Source organism: Legionella bozemanae (assembly GCF_900450575.1).
Lineage (GTDB): Bacteria > Pseudomonadota > Gammaproteobacteria > Legionellales > Legionellaceae > Legionella > Legionella bozemanae.
Genome location: NZ_UGGY01000001.1, coordinates 2315780 through 2335018 on the forward strand (window position 1 = coordinate 2315780; position 19239 = coordinate 2335018).

Here is a 19239-nt window from a genome sequence, read left to right on the forward strand (position 1 = left end):
AAAGGAATTTAAATAACACTGAGCTCATGAAACTTCATAATAACTAAAAACCTTTAGCTTCAGGATAAGATTTTAGTTTTCGCATTATTCCTTAACTGCCGAATATGGGATAAAAAATGGCGAATAAAAAAATAATACAAGCCTTATTTGAAGAGTATGCTCATCATTTTCCTCACCATATTGCCGCTCTAAGAGGAAATGATAAACTGACTTATAGTGAGTTGAATCGAAGGGCAAACCAACTCGCTCATTACTTACAGGACACAGGTTTAAAGCCAGATACCCCTATTGCTCTGTGTTTAGACCGTTCATTTGATTTTCTAATAACACTTATTGCTGTTTTAAAAGCAGGATGTGCTTATTTACCTATCGATTCATCGCAACCTGAAGAACGTTTATTATTTTTGCTTCATAATAGCCAGACGCCGATTTTAATCACAAAGTCCGCTTTCAAAGATAAATTTACAGCATATCAAGGAACTGTAATTTTACTTGACTTAGAGAGTAAGAATATCCAGAAACAAGCAAGTGACAATCCATCTTTAGCAAATAATCCAGAGAATTTAGCTTATATCATCTATACTTCTGGATCCACCGGAACACCTAAGGGCGTGCTTATTGAGCATGGTTCCGTCGTCAATTACTGTCATTGGTTTGCCGACTACACCCGCTGCAAGCCGCAACAACGAATTGATTTTTCTGCAAATCCTATTTTTGATATGTCCGTATCGACTACAATTGTTCCGCTAATGCTTGGGTTAACTGTTGTTCTTTGTGATGATGTTATTAAAAAAGAAGTACGCTCTTATCTGCACTATCTAGCGAAATCACGAATTAATATCATGAAGTTGACTCCGAGTTATTTTAAAGTACTGTTGCATGAAGCAAAAAATAATTTCATTGTCTTGCCACACCTGCATTCCATCATTCTGGGAGGAGAAAATCTATCCTCTGCTGAATGCAAATCCTGGCTTGCATTATACCCTAAACACATTTTATTTAACGAATACGGTCCAACAGAAACAACCGTAGCAATCGCAGCGTATGAAGTAAATATTTTAAACTGTGAGAACTTAGATACCAATGTTCCTCTTGGAATAACAGGTAGCAATATGAATGGCGTTATTCTTGATACCAATCATCAACCTGTTCCAGATGGAGAACCAGGCGAATTATTTATAAGCGGAAAATGTCTTGCTCGTGGTTACTTAAATCAACCGGAATTAACACAACAGCAATTTATTATAAAAAATAAAACCCGGTTTTATAAAACGGGAGACTTATGTAAAAAACGTTCTGATGGAATGTTTGAATATCTGGGAAGAATTGATGAACAAGTCAAGATACGGGGATATCGTATTGAACCTAGTGAAATTGAAAAACATTTGATTACTCATCCTGAGATTAAAGAGGTTGCGCTACTTGCTCAAAAAGACTCTTTTGGAGAGCAACGATTAGTAGCCTATTACGTTCTAAAAAATCACAATGCCATATTAAACACGAATCAAATACGCCAGCATTTACAAAAATATTTACCTGAGTACATGATTCCAACAGTTTTTGTAAAAGTTGGCTCATTTTCTCTAACCGCGAATGGTAAGTTGGATAAGTCATCATTGCCCGTCCCTTTACTCACTGTACGCCATAATTATATTGAGCCTGTTACTGCCTTAGAAAAAAAACTTACGCAAATTTGGTCAGATGAATTAGGCATTCAGCTGATCGGTATTCATGATGATTTTTTTGATTTAGGGGGGCATTCTTTATCAGCAGCACGTATCATTTCAAAAATAAATGATGAATTAAGCAGAAACATCAGCCTCCATGACTTTTATAAAGCAACAAACATTGCCAAATTAGTCCCAATCATCAAAAATACAAAAAAGAACAAGAAAAAACATCCACGTAGAATTCTTAATAATCATAAAATACCCCATATTCCTCTTAGTGATTTTCAATTTTTGCTCTGGATGTCAAATACATTTGAACCTAGAGCGCAAAAATTGAATATTGTTGCTAGAAAGCGCTTGAACGGCCGCTTAAATGAACTGGCTTTAGAATTTGCTTTTCAAGCAATTTTAAAAAAACATGAAACATTGACTTACCAGATATTCAAATTAAAACCTGCTCAAAAAATACAAAGAAAATGGTCATTTAAACTGGATGTGACCGATTTTACATCTCTTTCTACGCAACAAAGTGAAGAAAAATTACAAAAATCAATGACCCAATTAATTAACTTTTATCCTTGGCCTAAAAAAACTCCTTTGATTATTGGCAAATTATTTTACTTACATGAAAATGAATCAGAACTGCAGATTTGCATGCCACATCTGATTTCCGATGAGCACTGTATTGATATTTTATTCTCTGAATTATCTAAATTTTATCAGCAGTACAACCAATTAACACTTGATAAAATCTCAGCGGACTCCCAGTTTAAAGAGCATATTTTTAATGAACGAACGGCAATGAAAATGCATCAGGAAGAAGGCGCTTCATTTTGGAAGGAGTACCTTAAAGATGCCAATTTATTTACTTTCCCAGAAGAGTATGTAGTCCGGGATATGAAAGCTGAAAATATTCCCTATTCAACATATTCAGTACTATCTGAGGAATCATTAAATCATTTCAAACTTTTTTGTGAACAAAACCATATCAGTATGAGTAATGCTTTATGTGCGGTAATTGCATTGGCTTTACGAAATTGCAGTGGCAGCCATAAAAGTGAAATACCTTCTACTCATATGAATATCATTCAATCAACACGCGATAATTCGATTTATGATAATACAATTGGCTGTTTTCTAAGAGTTGAACCTATTAAAATTATTCTTGATGCTACTGCAACATTAATGGACTTGGCCCAACAAATACGTCATACCACGATTAATACGAGCCGTTATCAATATTGCTCAAACTTAGTGAAGCTTTGCTCTATCAACTCTTTTAAGCCTAATATAATTGAAAATTTCATTACACATTTAGTTACCCCACTCTATATAAATCTACTTAAAATTCCTTCGATTTACCGAAAAATCTTACAACGATGTGGCAGTCGGATGATTGCATTTAAGCGAAATACCAACTTTCTTATTAATCTCAACATCAGAAGTAATTTTATTGAACCTCCTGGTAAAAATCCGGAATTATTTGGTTTTAATACAAAGCCGATTAAAAACGATAATATTGATTTATTAACAATCGATTATATTTTTGAAGCCAGTTTCATTCGCGATGACAATCAAAATACCCGTTCCTTGATTATTTCAGCAAATTTAAAACCCGAGTTTCGCGAAAAAATTATAAGAGAAGTGATTCAAATCATAGATTCTGTGCCACTTGAAAAAAATTCAAATGAACAAAATCTAAAATATGAACATGAAGAACAATTTTTTTAAGATAAACACTGAATCCAGAATCTTTTGAATTCTCTTTCTCCAGTCTGTGTCGCTCAAAAATAGTTAATCTGTTTGCATTTCGCTAGGTAAATTAAGACAATTTAGCCAAGATAGCAGAAATGTAAACAGACCCTAACTTTTTGCATCATTAAAATCACATATTCATGCCAATGCCTTTTGCAGCCAGATTAATTTTCTGATAGAGTTACTTGGATAAAATTTCGGGTCTAAATAAAATAGAGGATGTTAAAAATGATACGAGGATTTTTTGCAGGTTTAATGTGTTTGCTAAGTTTCTCTGTTTTTTCATATGGTAATCCTTGTGGTAATGCTGCTCCTACTAATGATTTAAATTTTTGTGCCTCATTTAAAGTAGTTGCAACATGTTATTGCACCTCTTCTGGTTTACCTGCTGGTATGTGCCAAGATATGAATATGCTTTATGCACGTATGGTGAGTGTATATGGCTCATTGGATAAAGCTTGCGCAGCACAACCCTACACTACAAAACAAGATTGTCTTGATAATTGGAATTGTTACCGCCTTGGTGGGGTGGATTCTCGCGGCAGAATATGTAGTTCCACTCGGAAATCCTGTCAATAATTTTATTAAATTATCAAAGTCAAAAAAATTTGATTAAGTTGGGCTTCGGCCCAACAGAAATTCTAATGATTAAAGCTATCTTGGTAGAGTAATTATTGTGCATAATAAAAAATCAAAATTATTTTTTTTCTCATTCTTATTCCTTTCTACGTCTTCTTGTTTAGCAGAGAAAAGTAATCTACCACAACACCCTTTTTATGTAGGTGCAATAGGCGGTTTTGGCTCAACTACATGGAAAGGCTTAGTTCCCACCAAAGAAAATCAAAATGTTGCGCTTATGCTCTCAACACCAATAAAGGTTGAAGAAGGCGGGAGCGTATGGGGTGTTTTAGCAGGATATGAATTTACTAACTTCTTTGCAATTGAAGTAAATTACACACATTTTCCCGAAGCGAATGTTAATTTCGACCCTACAAGCTTATTCAGTTTCGATCATGATGGCTTAGAAACTTTAACATCTCAAACTGAAGTCTTAACTTTGATGGGGAAACTCATGGTCCCTATTCCTCATTCGCAAATGAAAATTTTTTCCGGTGCGGGAGTGGCTGGCGTACACCGCAAAGATATCGTTGTTGATGATTGGCGTCCAGGACCTACTTTTAGTGTGGGAGTAAATTATAATTTTACAGAGCGGATAATGGGAGAAATTGCTGGATCTTTTACTGCCGGATACGGAGAATCGCAACTTAACCCAGCAGACGCATATTATCCCTTTCTCTACTCAGTCGCCGCCCATCTGATTTTTCGTTTTTAATGCTTTTAAAAAAACTAACATACGATTGCTGAAACGTCTAATAATATAGCTCGGATTATTATTGTATAATCCGGGTTTTCTATTACAGGTTTAACCATTGACGGCGATTGGTAAATGGTTATAACTATATGAGCTAATACAGAGCTTGCAAAGCCCACCAATGAGGCTCTACGTTTAGTCCTACTTTTATAAACTAATTTAGCAAATCCTTAAGGTGATAGACTTTCAAACATGTGTTTACCAACATAATATTCAGCGTAGCATTTTTCCAAATTCGGTTTTAGATTTGTGTTTTCAATTCCTAACCGCTCTACTAAAGTCAAGGTGTGCCGTATATGAGCAGCTTTTGCTCGAGTAACGTAAAATGGCATGATACAATTAGCTTTCTGGGAATCTGAACTTTCTTCGAGCAAAGTTTTTTTGGTAAGCCCATCAATGTGTTTGCATTTCTTTTCTGCATCCGGCAGAAAGTTCTTTTCTTTTACAAGACAACGCATTACATGATAATAGGTATGTATTTGTTGATAAGTCAAATCAATATGAACTGCATTATCCTCATTATAAATATCCATAGTTGGATTTCGAGAAAGCAAAGGATTATGCATTTGTGCAAGCCCTTCTTTCTCTATAAGCTCATCTTGGACAGAGGCTTTTGTGCTTTTTTTATCTGCAAAACAATAAGAGAATATAAGAGCACTTGCAAATAAACCTCCAGCAATGCTCAGAAAAGAAAGTGCAGGTAAGATACCGACAAATGCAAGACATGTCCCAATAAGAATTTCCAATACAGGTATAGAGATCATCCAATTTTTTATAAGAAAATACATCCAAGGTCGAACTCCGTAAGTATACGGAAGTAAAAAAAGACTATAAACTAAGGTTCTACCCAGTGTATAAAGCCAAAAATTACGTGTTTTTCGTTTGGCATTATCCAGATCAGCCTCAATGTAAGTAAAAATTGTATCTGCAAAACCCGCATAATTTAAAAAATGGTCACAAAAACGATTTGGTCCCTGTTTGTCTTTTGGAGGGGTTATCTGAATAATATACCAATCATCCTTCCAAATCCCAAAAGCCGACACGGGATCATTTCCTTGTTTTTGCACAACAACTTCTGGTTTCTCAGTCAACTTATCCCAACAATCATACCTTCTTTTAAACCAGGAATCATGAAGTCCAGCAGGATTTAATGCGTCAACGCGTGAAAGCTTATACTTTCCTTTATCAATAGCGAGCAATAAGCTTAAAGATCCTCCCAAACTTACCCCACATACATGTATCTTATTTTTCTGTGAATTGAGCCATTCATGAATTCTTTTTCGTCCCATTCGATAAAGAGATTCACCAACTGTGGAAAACCCCTTAGAATCAGTATTAATTTGAGGTAAAAAACCTTGTCCTGCTGGATAGGTTGTTCCCATAAAAATTAAATGTGACTCTGCTTTCTCATTAAAAATTGGCTCAAGCCCATAAGCAAAAACACGATCTTTATCATGGATAAAATAGTTCTGCCATCCTGATCGTTCTGTTAATTCAATTGGCTTAACCTGATACTCGACTAGCTCCCAATGTCCATCAATACATTGAGGGATTTTTATGGATTCATAAGGAGTTAAATCGCTGTAAGGAAGTAAGGTTAAACAATTACTCAAGTAAAGATTAACTTGTTCTTGTTGTATGTCCGTTAATTTTTTCTCTTTAAGTTGTTCAAAAAGCTCTGAAAAACCTTGTTGGAAAGCAAAACGTAATTCTCTTAATAATTCATGATCACGTTGTACAAAAATAGCATGGGCTACTGTAGAAGTTAAAAAATCTGTCCACTGCTCCGTCCACCCCATCATTAAAAGCCGTACCGCATTCCGAGCAATAATTGGTGCCTGCTTCTCCGGCTCTACACCATCAATTGATTCAAATTTACGTTGTGGAAAAAAATTAAGATCTATTCCACCCTGAAAAGCAGCTTTTATAGGCACAATTTGCCTCCCAAAATAATTACAGTCTGTAATTACCTTATTCCGGAGCAAAAAATTTTGGGAACGCTCGAATTTAAATGCATATGGATATATTCAATACGAACGTTCTTAATAGAGGAATAAGCGCTTATTATAGTTTTTCCTGTTGCAAGGAAGTCACAATAGCCGGACGCTCTGCAGCAATGCTCATGAATTCTTCTATATGCTTATAAGGTGACAGATCCATTTTAAAATAATGAGTCCATCGTATTATGACGAATAAATAAGCATCTGGTAAGGTAAAGTCTTTACCCATCAAATAAGGCCCATTCGCAAGACGCTCATTAATATGTTTCAATCTGGTATTAATTACGGACGTAAAAATGTTTTTTGTTTCCTCATTAAGATTAGGATAGAAAAACATGCCTACTGTTTTATGTAATTCAGTAGCAACATAATTGAGCCATTCTAGAGTGTGGTATCTTCTTAAATCGCCTACTGACGGCAACAGCTTTTGACCGGGGGTGGTATCTGCTAAATATTGCAAAATCACCTGATTTTCAGTCAGCAAATCTCCATTATTAAGATGAAGTGCAGGAACTGCACCTTTTGGATTAATCAATAAATAATTTTTGTCTGAGCGTGTTTTTTTCGCTTGCAAATCAACTTCTTCATCTTGAAAATCAAGACCTAACTCATTAAGAACGATACGTACAGCTAACGAACACGCTGATTTGGTGTAATAAAGCTTCATATTCACTCCTTTGATTCATAGTTAATACCAAGAGGTATATATATTAAAAGAAAACTCAAAAACTACTTATAATATGCTTTTTGTACACGATTGAACACTGCTAAAATTAGCCCCTCTAACCAAACGTTCTATTCGCAATTTCTGCTGCAAGATCATCTTCTACTTCTGCAAGTAAATTCATAGTAGCCGATTGTCTTTTAATGAAAGGGAGAGAATCCCAGAAATATTCTTTTCTTAAAACATTTAATACTCGCTTATTATTCTTTTCCTCTTTCCAGGTATGGATGCTTCTTAGCAATTCATTAAGAGATAAACCCTTCTGCGGCCCCACAATATTTAAATACAATTCTTTCAATTTCAAAAACTTATCCTGAGTATACTGGGAATTAGGCTCAAGGAGTAACATATTTTCCATTCGTAAGTATAACTTTGTAATTACCTTTTCTTTTGCCTTGTCCGACTCATGAAAAGACCCTGGAGGAGGTGGAAGCACATAGAACGGTATATTTTCACTGGGATGGCCATATTCCAATACCGTTTCATAAGGTAAATTCATTAAAAAACTAGATGAAACCAAAGAAGAAATTGGCGCATGTTGGACTTCTTCAATGAGTGCAATTGCTGAATGCCTGCATGTATTACCTACATTCAACTCCAGAAGATTCGTATTTAGTTTCTTTACATTTACTGGGGGTAATTTTTTTTCACTGGTAAGCGTCAACGTGACTTCATCTCTCCCAATTGCAAAGGAATCAGCGGCTGAATCAGGTTTATAACATTTATATGCATCATGACGTCGCAATGATTCTAATATTCTCACAAATTCTATATATTGCTCATAGGAAATATCATAAGCTTGGTAAGTAATTGGAACATCGCCTCTTTTTTTTCGCGAAACGCCTTCATTTTTTAAAAATGCTTTACTAGCAAAAAAAAGAGCATTGCAAAGAAATTGCAATTTAGCGGGATAATTCACTTCCCCATTCTCATCGGCTTCAAAATCGGCAACTTTACCAACGCGACAAAGTACATGCCGGAATTTATTTTGATCATATACTCCCAACATAATAAAAGAATGTCCCTTTTTTTTATTAATTGAAATAAAAAAATGATCCGTTTTTTTATTAACATTCAGGGATTCAGGTGGTTGATAGTCAGACTCAGGTAATTGATTCTTACTTTGCATGTCTATTAATGGTCCAAATTGTCGAATTATATCACGCGAATTATATCTGTACTACAATTTGATGAGGTTAATTTCATTGTAATTTTTTTGAAGAGCTTGAATAAAAGCCCTTCAAAAAAGGAAGAAGGATAAAGACAGAATCACGAGATACACTGCAATTCAGGATGGTTTTTCAAAATCACTTTGTACAAATTTTGGTTCGCCTCCATGATCTCATCGCCTAATTTAGAATCCGGATTCCCTTCTCCTCCTTTGCTATTTAAAGCAACCACTGTAGTAACATTATTGCAAGGTTGCCAAAAATACATCACGCGAAATCCTAAAGTGCTTCCTTTATAAACCCAAAAACTTTGCTTGAGATCTTTATCATAAAGATACCCTACGCCCAATCCAAATCCGTAAGGATCATCTTCAGTCACTTGAAGAATTGGCTTTCCTGTTTTCATAGATACAACAGATTCTAATTCAGCTAAAATTCGCTCTCTAAAAATGGGCTTAATTAAAGTTCCATGATAGAGCAATTGCACCCAATGCACTACATCTTCCGGCGTGGCAACAATTGCCCCAGCAGCGCCGGCCCAAGATAAGTCATTGGTGAGTGTATCAATTAGTTTATTTTTTTTCTCATCATATAAATACCCATGTACCCTGCGATTTTCAATTGCTTTTTCTACAGATTGACCATCGGGTCCGGCAGGATAAAATGAATCATTTAATCCATTTTTTGAATTAATAATTCGCAATTTTAATTGGTTTTCAAAAGTATCGTTGGTAATTTTTTCGATTATCAAAGCAGCAAGAATATAATTGGAATTAGAGTATTCAAAAAGATTTCCTTTTCTCTTTTTAAGTGGTTTTTCAGGGTGAGCATATTTAAGCAGTTCCTCATCCGTCCAAATTTTATCTAAATGTGATTCCATTTCTTTGGAGAATTCATCATCTTCAGAATAATTTGGTATACCACTTGTCATATTCAATAATTGTCTTAAAGTGACATTTTTCCAATTAGGATATTGCGGTAACCATTTACCTAAGGGATCGTCTAGAGTCAATTTATCTTCAGTCTGCAATTGCAAAAGAATTAATGCAGTAAAGGATTTGGTAATGCTGCCAATATCAAACAAATTATTTGAGGTAATAGGTTGGGATAAAGGAGGATACCCCATGGTACCGTGCGCCACTGTCTTGATTTCCTTTTTATAATTCATTTGATTCTGAGGAATCAAGACAGAAGCGGCAATAGCAGTAAATCTCTCCTTTTTACTGTACTTTTTATAATAAGCCTCAATCTCTTTTTGTAATTGATTGGTGAGTTCGGAAGAAACCTCAGAACCAGCATAAAGTATTGGCGAAGCCAAAAAAGCGCTTAAGACAAATCCCAAGAATTGCGATTTTAATTTCATAAGGTCTCATCCTTTTTTTCATAAAAGTGTTTGTCGATTCAACAGTACATGATATAGCGACACCTCTAAGTTCTTTACATCGTTGCAAGCTTGTTCGGCTCGGTCATGTACTTGAGTACGCTTCTTCACCTCACTTTACTTGCGCCTTGTCCAGAACTTAGCGGATGACACTATACTTTTCGAATATACAGAGTCTACAGGTCACACATGCGTCAACCTGCAGTCCTTGAGGGTACTTATCAATTACTTGCTTGAGCTCTGATTTTCAATTGTTCCAAGGCATTTTGAAGGCGAGTTAAGACCCTTTCCCTTCCTAATAAAGTCAATGTCATATCGATAGGCGGCGACATACCAGAACCTGTTACCGCTACTCGTAATGGTTGTGCTATTTTTCCCATGTTAATATCAAATTGCGCGCTCACATCATTAATGCATTCTTGCAACGGATCTTTTTCCCAGGATTTTACCGCTTGTAAACGTTCATAAAGTGCAGTCAATGGCTCTAAAATAACAGGACGTAAATGTTTTTTTACTGCAGCTTCATCGTATTCAATCGAATCAGTAAAAAAGTACAGGCTCATTTGGCACATTTCAGTCAAAGTTTTACATCGCTCAGCTTGAATGGCAACTAAATCAGTTAATTCTGGTCCTTTGGAGAGATCAATACCTGCCTGTTCAAAGTGCCAACGCAAGGATTCAGCCACTTCCTCGACTGGATCATTTTTTTGATAATGTTGATTTAACCAATACAATTTCTCATAGTTAAAACTTGAAACCCCTCGACTTACATTCTTTAAATCAAAGCATTCAATCATCTCCTTGATACTAAAGATCTCTTGATCGCCATGAGACCACCCTAAGCGTACTAAATAATTTAACAAAGCGTGAGGGAGAACACCTAACTCTTTAAATTGTAATACACTCACTGCACCGTGTCTTTTTGACAAACGCTTACCATCTTCTCCTAAGATCATAGGTAAATGAGCAAATACTGGAATGGGAGCCTTAAGTGCTTGAAACAGATTAATTTGTCTTGGCGTATTATTGATGTGATCATCACCACGAATTATATGAGTGATTTTCATATCGATATCGTCAATAACCACAGCAAAATTATAGGTCGGATGACCATCAGAGCGCACCAAAATCAAATCATCCAGCTCGCTATTTGCCACATGGATTTCTCCATATACTTCATCATGAAACGTTACAGTTCCTCGTTCAGGATTTTTAAAACGAATCACAAATGGCTTATCGGATATAGGTAAATTTCTATCTCGGCAGTAGCCATCGTAGCGTGGCTTTTCTTTAGCAGCTAATTGTTCCGTTCGTAATGCTTCCAGACGCTCTTTACTGCATTCACAACGATAAGCCTTACCCTCATCTAAAAATTGCTGTGCCACCTGCTTGTATCGCTCATAACGCTCGGTTTGATAAAATGGGCCTTCGTCATAATCCATGCCGAGCCAAGCCATGCCATCCAGAATAGCTCGTACCGATTCTTTGGTTGAACGTTCCTGATCAGTATCCTCTATGCGTAAGATAAATTCACCATGATGGTGTTTTGCATAAAGCCATGAAAATAAAGCAGTTCTTACTCCACCTACATGTAAAAATCCGGTTGGGCTTGGTGCAAATCGGGTTCTAACTGTCATAATATCTTCCACATTGTAAGGAATAAAATAATCGGGCTATAATAACTGACTTTGCAGCCTGGGTGAAGCAAGACATTTGAATATTTAGACTGCTTCAAAAACTCACTACTAAAGAAGAGAAATACGAAGAGACATAAAGGCAGAACTGTGTGTACGCGCAATGAAGCAGCTCTTCTCTGAAGGTTAGAGTTTCCAGAGAAATCTATTGTACAAATCATACCAGGTTACACAGGGCTGCACACGGGCTAAAATAAAAGTATTATCCGAACTACTTGGTGAGTTATTTTGAAAAGCATTGGTATTAAGTATCAACTGAGAATTACTACCCTAATCCCAGCCTTTTTAGTCGCCCTGCTTCTTGCTATTTTTTATAATGGACTATTTGGTAATGACTTAAAACAACATATGTCACGTCTGGGAGAAGCTTATATCCGTCAATTGCTCCCTGCAGCTCAATACGCCATGCTTCGACGTGATGATCGTACTCTGCAAGGTTTAATCAATGCCTCTACAATTAACCCGGAAGTAATAGCCCTTGCCTTTTACAGTAGTGATGGGCAATTGCTAGCTTATCGTGGAGGAAAACATTCCCTGAATAAGCCATTTAATCCACCTAAATTTACAGGGGATTATATTGAAAGTAAGCAAATTAATCCTTTCACTATTAATTTTATCGCACCAGTTACCATTCCTAAATTTAATCTTTACTCTAATTCCCCCTTCAAGAACCTCCTAAGTCCTATGGCTACTCGTGCAGACGATATTTTAGGTTGGTTATCCATTGATATTGATACGCGCTCGATGATAATAAAGCGCTATCAAATGCTCATAGTAACGATTTTCATTACTCTATTTGGCTTGCTTATGGGATTAACCATCCACTATTTTCTCTCCAAGCGTATTTATTTACCTATTTCTCGTTTACGTAGAAGCATGAAACAAATTTTGCGAAATGAATTCGAAACAGAAATAAAAACAACCAGCCCCGGTGAACTAGGTATTATTGAGCAAGGTTGTGCCCATTTGCAAAAAAAATACCTCGACACAATTCGTGATTTGAATCAACATATTGAAGTAGCCACCGAGGATTTGCAGCAAAGCCTTGAGCTGTTAGAAGAAAAAAATATCGAGCTGTCACTCGAAAAGAAAAAAATAGAAGAAAAAAGTCGACAAAAATCAGAATTTATTGCCAATATGAGCCATGAAATCCGTACCCCGATGAACGGAGTAATTGGTTTCACTAATGTATTACTGGAAAGTAAACTTGATCCATTGCAATTGGATTATGTAAAAACGATAAAAACTTCTGCACAAGATTTATTAGGAATAATTAACGACATTCTCGATTTTTCCAAAATCGATGCTGGAAAACTTCATCTTGATTGCATCCCATTAAATATTCGTCATTGTATTGATGAAGTCCTTACACTGGCCGCACCGAATGCACATAAAAAAGGAATTGATTTAATCCCCATAACTGACATTAATGTGCCTAAAATTGTTTTGGGAGATCCTTTCAGAATAAAACAATTTATCACCAACTTGGTGACTAATGCCGTTAAGTTTACAGATCATGGTTATGTGTTGGTTCGCACGAAAGTAGAACAGGAAACAGATAAAGATTACACCCTATGCATCACAATTACTGATACCGGTTTGGGGATTTCCACCGAAGATCAAAGTAAATTGTTCACAGCATTTAACCAAGCGGATACAAGCATTACACGACGTTATGGTGGTTCGGGCCTTGGTTTAGTTATTTGCAAAAAACTCTGTGAAGAAATGCATGGTCGGATTACATTTACTAGTGAACTCAATAAAGGCTCCAGCTTTACTGCTCATGTGAAAGTCGAAAAGCTGGTTGCTTATGAAATAGAAAAAAACCAAATACACCCTTTTGCCCATTTCAAAATGCTGTGTTTTGACGATAATTCGCTACACTTAGAAGCTCTTTGCAATGGCTTGGGTTATTGGGGAATACAATGCGTCTCGGTAAACTCATTGAACCACCTTGAAAAAGCCCTAGAGAATAACAAAGATTGCAAAATTGCTTTTCTTAATATTAATAAAGGCTATGAGCAAAAAATCGCTAAAATTATCTCAGAACATAATTATTTTCCTTATGTATTGATTTCCAAATGGCTTATTAATGATTACACTGCACTTGGTGGTCAAGGCTTTTTATATAAACCAATTAGCATTCAAAAACTCCAAGATGTTATTGAATCGCTTACCAGCCTGGAAAATATTGAAAAATCGGTCAATCATGAATTGGATAGCTTAAGGGAACAATTACGTTTTATGCATCCAGATTTGCTTATTGCCGAAGACAATCCCGTTAATAAAATGCTTTTGAACTCTTTATTAGGAACCCATGCAAACATGACTTCAGTTGATGATGGCGAGATGGCTGTATCTGCGTGTCATGACAAAAAATATGACTTGATTTTACTTGATTTACAAATGCCGAAAATAAATGGTTTAGAAGCAGCGCGACTCATCCGTCAAGAATCACAACTGAACCGCCATACCCCCATAGTTTTAATTAGCGCAAATGGCAGTGATGTGAATAGTATTGATCTGAAAAAAGCAGGTGTGGACTATTGCTTACAAAAACCTATAGATGAAAAACAATTACTCACACAAATTCTTCGTATTACAGATAAAGCAAAACATGCTGCGATCGATTGGCAATTATGTATACAAAAAGTGTCAGGAAATCAAGCACTTGCAGAAGAGTTTCTTGCACGATTTGTTGAAGAGCTACATAAAAATCGTGAAGAATTCATCCAATTAATGCATGATAAAAACATTAAAAAACTAGGAGAGGCAGCACATAAACTTCATGGGGCATGTTGTTTTTCCGGTGTACCCACGTTACAGAAAAAAGTAGTTCATGTAGAAAAATTGGCGGTACATGCTGCTTCAATTGAAGAATTGGCTACCCCTTTTGCAGAATTAATTCAAAGTATTGATGCAGTAATTAATGAGTATGAAAACCAAAAAATAAGAATTTAGTGATTACCTATCTTTTTTTGCACCCTTTGCAAGAGATTTACGGAGATGAGTAGCCACTTTTTAACCAGGAGAAAGAATGACTATAAAAAATGCGATATATGCTCAATCAGGTGGGGTAACCGCTGTAATTAATGCTTCAGCTTGTGCCGTGCTTCAAACTGCCAAGTTATATCCGCAATACATTGGCAAAGTATATGCAGCTAAAAATGGAATTATTGGTGCTTTAAATGAAGAACTTATTGATACATCGCTTGAAAGTGATGCGGATATTGCCAAATTACTGCAAACGCCTTCTGGAGCATTTGGTTCATGCCGGTACAAACTCAAAAATGATGGTGAAGAATACGAGCGTCTGATTGAGGTGTTTAAAGCACATAATATAGGTTATTTTTTCTATAATGGTGGTGGTGATTCTCAAGATACAGCACATAAGGTATCGCAACTAGGTGCTAAAATGGGTTACCCAATTACATGTATTGGAATACCCAAAACAGTAGATAATGATTTACCCTTTACAGATGCCTGCCCCGGATTCGGTTCAGTGGCTAAATATGTAGCTATTTCAACCAAAGAAGCAGGTTTTGATGTCGCTTCTATGGCTGCATCATCGACAAAAGTCTTTATCCTTGAAGTAATGGGTCGCCATGCAGGATGGATTGCAGCAGCAAGCGGCTTAGCCAGCCAACAACCGGAGGACCCCCCCCATATTATTTTATTGCCTGAAGTCCCTTTTCAACAAACAAAGCTCCTGAGTAAAGTGGATGAATGCGTTAAGACTTATGGTTATTGCGTTGTTGTGGTTTCGGAGGGTATTCGCACTACAGAAGGTAAATTTTTAAGTGAAGCAGGGATTCGTGATGCATTTGGTCATGCCCAATTGGGTGGTGTTGCGCCAATTATTGCGCAGCTAATTAAAACCGAACTGAATTATAAATACCATTGGGCAGTCGCAGATTATTTACAACGTGCTGCTCGCCATATCGCCTCAAGAGTAGATCTGGAGCAAGCTTATGCTTTGGGTAAGGCTGCTGTAGAATATGCCATAAAAGGCCATAATGCCATCATGCCTATTATCATTCGTGAACAAGATGAGCCCTACCAATGGTCTATTGGACATGTCCCACTAGCCGATGTAGCCAATCAGGAAAAGGCCATGCCTGCAGAATACATCGCTGCAGATGGAATGAGTATTACTGCTGCCTGCAGACAATATTTATTGCCTTTGATTCAAGGAGAAGCCTATCCTGATTATATGAATGGATTACCTGATTATGTTCGTTTAAAAAATCAACTTGTACCCAAAGTACTTAAATAGATCGTCATCATTGCAGCTGGGTGAGCGTAGAGAACCTCACCTGGCTGTACTCTAGAATTTCTTAAAAGTAACTCTCTTACGATTAAAACACGCAAACATTTAGGAAAAAACTGCTGATTGAACATAGGGTTAATCCATTTACACATTAGGCAACCCTTCTATACATCTGCTACAATGTTACAAAGGAAAAGAGGACAAGGATTTCAAGACTTCCTTTTCTAGCCATGGCAGGTTACATCATTGTTTTGGCCTACTTGAGTTGTAATTTTTTTTGATAAATGGCATTTTATTTGCGTATTTATCGCTGTCCAATCATTAGGAGCAAATGATGAAAGAGAAAGGGTTTACTTTAATTGAATTAATGATTGTGGTAGCAATCGTTGGTATTCTTGCCGCAATTGCTATCCCAGCTTATCAGGATTATGTAGTAAGAGCACGTGTCACAGAAGGATTAAGTCTTGCTTCTTCAGCACAGACTACGATTTCTGAAAATGCTACAACTGGCGCTAACGATTTAAGCTTAGGTTGGTCTCAGCCACCAGCAACCGCTAACGTTCAAAGTGTTGTTGTTGCACCAGCTAATGGTGTAATCACTATCACATACACAGCTCTAGCAAACAACGTTGTCTTAACCTTAACTCCATCAGCTAATGGAACCCCCCTTGCTGCGGGCACACCACCCACTGCACCAATTACCTGGACTTGTGCTGTAAATAATGCCGCTGATAATCGATATGTTCCTGCAAACTGCAGAATTTAATCAGCTCTTTTTAAAAGCCGCTCCAAGGCGGCTTTTTTATTATGAATTTTAAATTAATAAGAGTTAAATATGTCACGTAAAAATCGCATTGAAAAATTGGTAAGTCAAGAATTAGTCCCTGTTTATCTAAATGTCGAAGATGAGTCAGCCAATCATCATGTTCCTGAAGGGGCACAAACTCATTTTAAAATTACCGTGGTCTCTTCACGATTTATTGATTTATCGCGAATTGCGCGGCATAGATTGTTAAACCAGCTGCTCAAAGAAGAATTTGAACTTGGATTACACGCCTTAAGCATGCACTTGTTTACTCCAGACGAGTGGAACGATAGAAACAAAACTGTTTTGCAATCTTCTGTGTGTAAAGGCGGTTTTAATAAAGAAAAAAGAGATACATAACTTTGTCTAAGTAAAGTAAACTCGGTTTAGTTAATGTAAAAGGATTAAAATGAAGTTAGAAACGTACAAAGCAAAATTTGTCGAATTTACAGAACAAGCGATGAAACTCAGTAGCAACTACAAATCAAAAGTTGATTTACAAAAAAAGATAACAAGCCTCAGTGGTGAAGCAGTTCAATTTTACCAAACGAATAGTGATTATAAAAAATCTGATTATCAATTAAGAATAGAAATTTTTCTCAACTTTGATAATGTTTTAAAATCTGTAAAAAAAGATTTTTTCTCTCAATCACCGGAGAGAAAAAGAAAATCCTTCTTTACAAATCAGAAACAAATAAAATACTCTGATTCTTGTGACACTGCACCTCTTTTAGATAACTCAGTAACACCTTGATTTTAGAAGATTATTAACAGGTTTTTAGCTCCAGGCTCAATCCAGGCCGTCAAAATCTATCATACTGCAGAAAAATAGGCTATTGTTGGTAAGGGCGAAAATATAATTCTTGTTCTGCAGTAACTTTTTTACATAAATGCAACAAAGTTAACACTTGTGATAAAATAAATAGTAACGCCCGTCGCCAACTTCCTATATAATGCCTGGCATTTTTAATAAGTCTATTTAATTAATGAACAATTGGTCTTCTGAAAAAATCTCTGTATTTGCCTTGGTTTTATTGATTACAGGTGCAATTGACAGCATTAGGAATTTACCGGGAACTGCTCTATTCGGCTCTTCATTAATTTTTTTCTTTATCTTTTCTGCAATTGTTTTTTTAATCCCTGTAGCTTTGGTATCAGCAGAGCTATCATCAACTTGGTCTGATGAAGAAGGTGGAATTTATAGCTGGGTAAAGCATGCATATGGTGAAAATTTAGCCTTTTTTACTATCTGGCTGCAATGGATCAATACTTTAGTTTGGTATCCAACTATCCTATCTTTTATTGCGGGAGTCTTAGCTTACTTAATCAATCCCGAACTCGCCCAAAATAAGTATTATTTGATTGCTGTAATTCTAGTGATATTTTGGTCATTAACTCTAATCGCTTTATCTGGCTTACGTGCCTCAGCGTATTTTGCCGGTCTATGCGCCATATTAGGAATGATACTTCCTATGGGATTTATTATTTTTCTTGCACTAATTTGGGTCATTAAAGGGAATCCTATAGCAATTGATTTGAGCGTGTCGCATTTACTGCCACACTGGAAAGACAGCCAGTCATGGGTATCACTCACCGCAATCATGACTTCATTTCTAGGCATGGAGCTCGCGGCAGTACATGTCCGCAATGTGCATAACCCGCAAGTCAATTTTCCTCGGGCAATGTTTTTTTCCGTGCTGCTTATTTTAACCACGATGATTTTTGGTTCTCTAGCTATAGCTTTTGTTCTGCCAAAAGAGAAAATCAGTCTCATTGATGGGGTACTCCAAGCCTTTACTAACTTTTTCCATGCATATAACTTAGAGTGGCTCTTACCTGTCCTTATTGCATTACTCTTATTGGGAAGTTTAGGGAGTATGATCAACTGGATCATCTCACCTGCAAAAGGTCTGCTCATGGCGGCCAATCATAACTTTTTACCCAAGTTTATGTGTCAATTAAACAAACGTGGCGTTGCTTCACGAATTTTAATCACCCAAGCAATTTTAGTGACGCTTCTATGCAGTGGATTTCTCTTGTTTCCTAGCGTGAATGCTATCTATTGGTTATTTACTGACTTAAGTACAGAACTCTACATCATGATGTATGTCTTGATGTTTATTGCAGCCTGGAGATTAAAAAGCAAATACGCACATCTTAAGAGACCTTTTGCAATACCGGGGAAAAAAACCGGCTACTATTTAGTCTGTATCTTGGGCTTATGCGGATGTAGTATGACTTTAATTGTAGGCTTCATCCCACCCGTCGAATTTATGAATTTTGGTAGTGCCGGGCATTTTCGTCTGGTGTTTTCTATGGGAATCGTAATGATGCTAATTCCTGCATTTTTACTGTATTGGCGTAAAAAATACATCACAAAATCGTAATTTGTAGCCTTT

The 19239-nt window shown here is 36.4% G+C and carries 14 protein-coding genes; 9 read left to right on the forward strand and 5 right to left on the reverse strand.

The window, feature by feature from the left end; all coding sequences use genetic code 11:
• The first annotated feature begins 116 nt into the window (after positions 1-116).
• The 3 genes from DY223_RS10135 to DY223_RS10145 all read left to right on the forward strand — a co-directional run bounded on the left by DY223_RS10135 (position 117) and on the right by DY223_RS10145 (position 4758).
• The gene (locus DY223_RS10135; RefSeq protein WP_058458880.1) at positions 117-3401 is read left to right on the forward strand and encodes an amino acid adenylation domain-containing protein; all 3285 of its coding nucleotides are present in this window, start codon (positions 117-119) and stop codon (positions 3399-3401) included.
• A gap of 252 nt (positions 3402-3653) precedes the next feature.
• Positions 3654-4004 carry a hypothetical protein gene (locus tag DY223_RS10140; RefSeq protein ID WP_058458881.1) on the forward strand — a complete coding sequence of 117 codons (351 nt, stop codon included), beginning with the start codon at positions 3654-3656 and terminating at the stop codon, positions 4002-4004.
• A 97-nt stretch (positions 4005-4101) separates the two neighbouring features.
• On the forward strand, positions 4102-4758 hold the full coding sequence (locus DY223_RS10145) for an outer membrane beta-barrel protein (RefSeq protein ID WP_058458882.1): 657 nt from the start codon (positions 4102-4104) through the stop codon (positions 4756-4758).
• Positions 4759-4967: 209 nt separating this feature from the next.
• Here DY223_RS10145 and DY223_RS10150 read toward each other — a convergent pair whose 3' ends face one another.
• From DY223_RS10150 to gltX, 5 genes are all read right to left on the reverse strand, one after another.
• Entirely contained in the window at positions 4968-6731 is a 1764-nt protein-coding gene (locus DY223_RS10150) for a hypothetical protein (protein WP_058458883.1), read from the reverse strand.
• Positions 6732-6861: 130 nt separating this feature from the next.
• Positions 6862-7464, reverse strand: a complete 603-nt coding sequence (gene gstA, locus DY223_RS10155) for a glutathione transferase GstA (protein WP_058458884.1) — start codon at positions 7462-7464, stop codon at positions 6862-6864.
• Positions 7465-7579: 115 nt separating this feature from the next.
• Entirely contained in the window at positions 7580-8650 is a 1071-nt protein-coding gene (locus DY223_RS10160; RefSeq protein ID WP_058458885.1) for a hypothetical protein, read from the reverse strand.
• 140 nt (positions 8651-8790) lie between these two features.
• A complete protein-coding gene (locus DY223_RS10165) occupies positions 8791-10053 on the reverse strand; it encodes a serine hydrolase domain-containing protein (RefSeq protein WP_058458886.1) in 1263 nt (420 codons plus the stop codon).
• A 239-nt stretch (positions 10054-10292) separates the two neighbouring features.
• Positions 10293-11708 carry a glutamate--tRNA ligase gene (gene gltX, locus DY223_RS10170; RefSeq protein ID WP_058458887.1) on the reverse strand — a complete coding sequence of 472 codons (1416 nt, stop codon included), beginning with the start codon at positions 11706-11708 and terminating at the stop codon, positions 10293-10295.
• Positions 11709-11990: 282 nt separating this feature from the next.
• On the opposite strand from gltX, the gene letS reads away from it, so the two are divergent.
• The 6 genes from letS (at position 11991) to DY223_RS10200 (ending at position 19227) form a co-directional block, all read left to right on the forward strand.
• Positions 11991-14726, forward strand: a complete 2736-nt coding sequence (gene letS / locus DY223_RS10175; protein WP_115684311.1) for a two-component system sensor histidine kinase LetS — start codon at positions 11991-11993, stop codon at positions 14724-14726.
• Between the two features lie 76 nt (positions 14727-14802).
• The gene (locus DY223_RS10180) at positions 14803-16041 is read left to right on the forward strand and encodes a 6-phosphofructokinase (RefSeq protein ID WP_058458889.1); all 1239 of its coding nucleotides are present in this window, start codon (positions 14803-14805) and stop codon (positions 16039-16041) included.
• Positions 16042-16369: 328 nt separating this feature from the next.
• Positions 16370-16801, forward strand: a complete 432-nt coding sequence (locus DY223_RS10185; protein WP_058458890.1) for a pilin — start codon at positions 16370-16372, stop codon at positions 16799-16801.
• Between the two features lie 69 nt (positions 16802-16870).
• Positions 16871-17200, forward strand: coding sequence for a BolA family protein (locus DY223_RS10190; RefSeq protein WP_058458891.1), 330 nt, complete (start codon positions 16871-16873; stop codon positions 17198-17200).
• Positions 17201-17249: 49 nt separating this feature from the next.
• Complete coding sequence (locus tag DY223_RS10195) at positions 17250-17594, forward strand: hypothetical protein (protein ID WP_058458892.1); 345 nt, start codon at positions 17250-17252, stop codon at positions 17592-17594.
• 232 nt (positions 17595-17826) lie between these two features.
• Positions 17827-19227 (forward strand): APC family permease, encoded by a 1401-nt coding sequence (locus DY223_RS10200; RefSeq protein WP_058458893.1) that lies wholly within the window; start codon positions 17827-17829, stop codon positions 19225-19227.
• Positions 19228-19239 lie beyond the last annotated feature (12 nt).

What these genes read in the sequence shown, in the direction of transcription:
- gltX (WP_058458887.1), bottom strand. Translation starts at nt 11,708, where the DNA reads ATGACAGTTAGAACCCGATTTGCACCAAGCCCAACCGGATTTTTACAT.
- DY223_RS10140 (WP_058458881.1), top strand. Translation starts at nt 3,654, where the DNA reads ATGATACGAGGATTTTTTGCAGGTTTAATGTGTTTGCTAAGTTTCTCT.
- DY223_RS10190 (WP_058458891.1), top strand. Translation starts at nt 16,871, where the DNA reads ATGTCACGTAAAAATCGCATTGAAAAATTGGTAAGTCAAGAATTAGTC.
- DY223_RS10160 (WP_058458885.1), bottom strand. Translation starts at nt 8,650, where the DNA reads ATGCAAAGTAAGAATCAATTACCTGAGTCTGACTATCAACCACCTGAA.
- DY223_RS10200 (WP_058458893.1), top strand. Translation starts at nt 17,827, where the DNA reads ATGAACAATTGGTCTTCTGAAAAAATCTCTGTATTTGCCTTGGTTTTA.
- DY223_RS10180 (WP_058458889.1), top strand. Translation starts at nt 14,803, where the DNA reads ATGACTATAAAAAATGCGATATATGCTCAATCAGGTGGGGTAACCGCT.
- DY223_RS10185 (WP_058458890.1), top strand. Translation starts at nt 16,370, where the DNA reads ATGAAAGAGAAAGGGTTTACTTTAATTGAATTAATGATTGTGGTAGCA.
- DY223_RS10195 (WP_058458892.1), top strand. Translation starts at nt 17,250, where the DNA reads ATGAAGTTAGAAACGTACAAAGCAAAATTTGTCGAATTTACAGAACAA.
- gstA (WP_058458884.1), bottom strand. Translation starts at nt 7,464, where the DNA reads ATGAAGCTTTATTACACCAAATCAGCGTGTTCGTTAGCTGTACGTATC.
- DY223_RS10135 (WP_058458880.1), top strand. Translation starts at nt 117, where the DNA reads ATGGCGAATAAAAAAATAATACAAGCCTTATTTGAAGAGTATGCTCAT.
- DY223_RS10165 (WP_058458886.1), bottom strand. Translation starts at nt 10,053, where the DNA reads ATGAAATTAAAATCGCAATTCTTGGGATTTGTCTTAAGCGCTTTTTTG.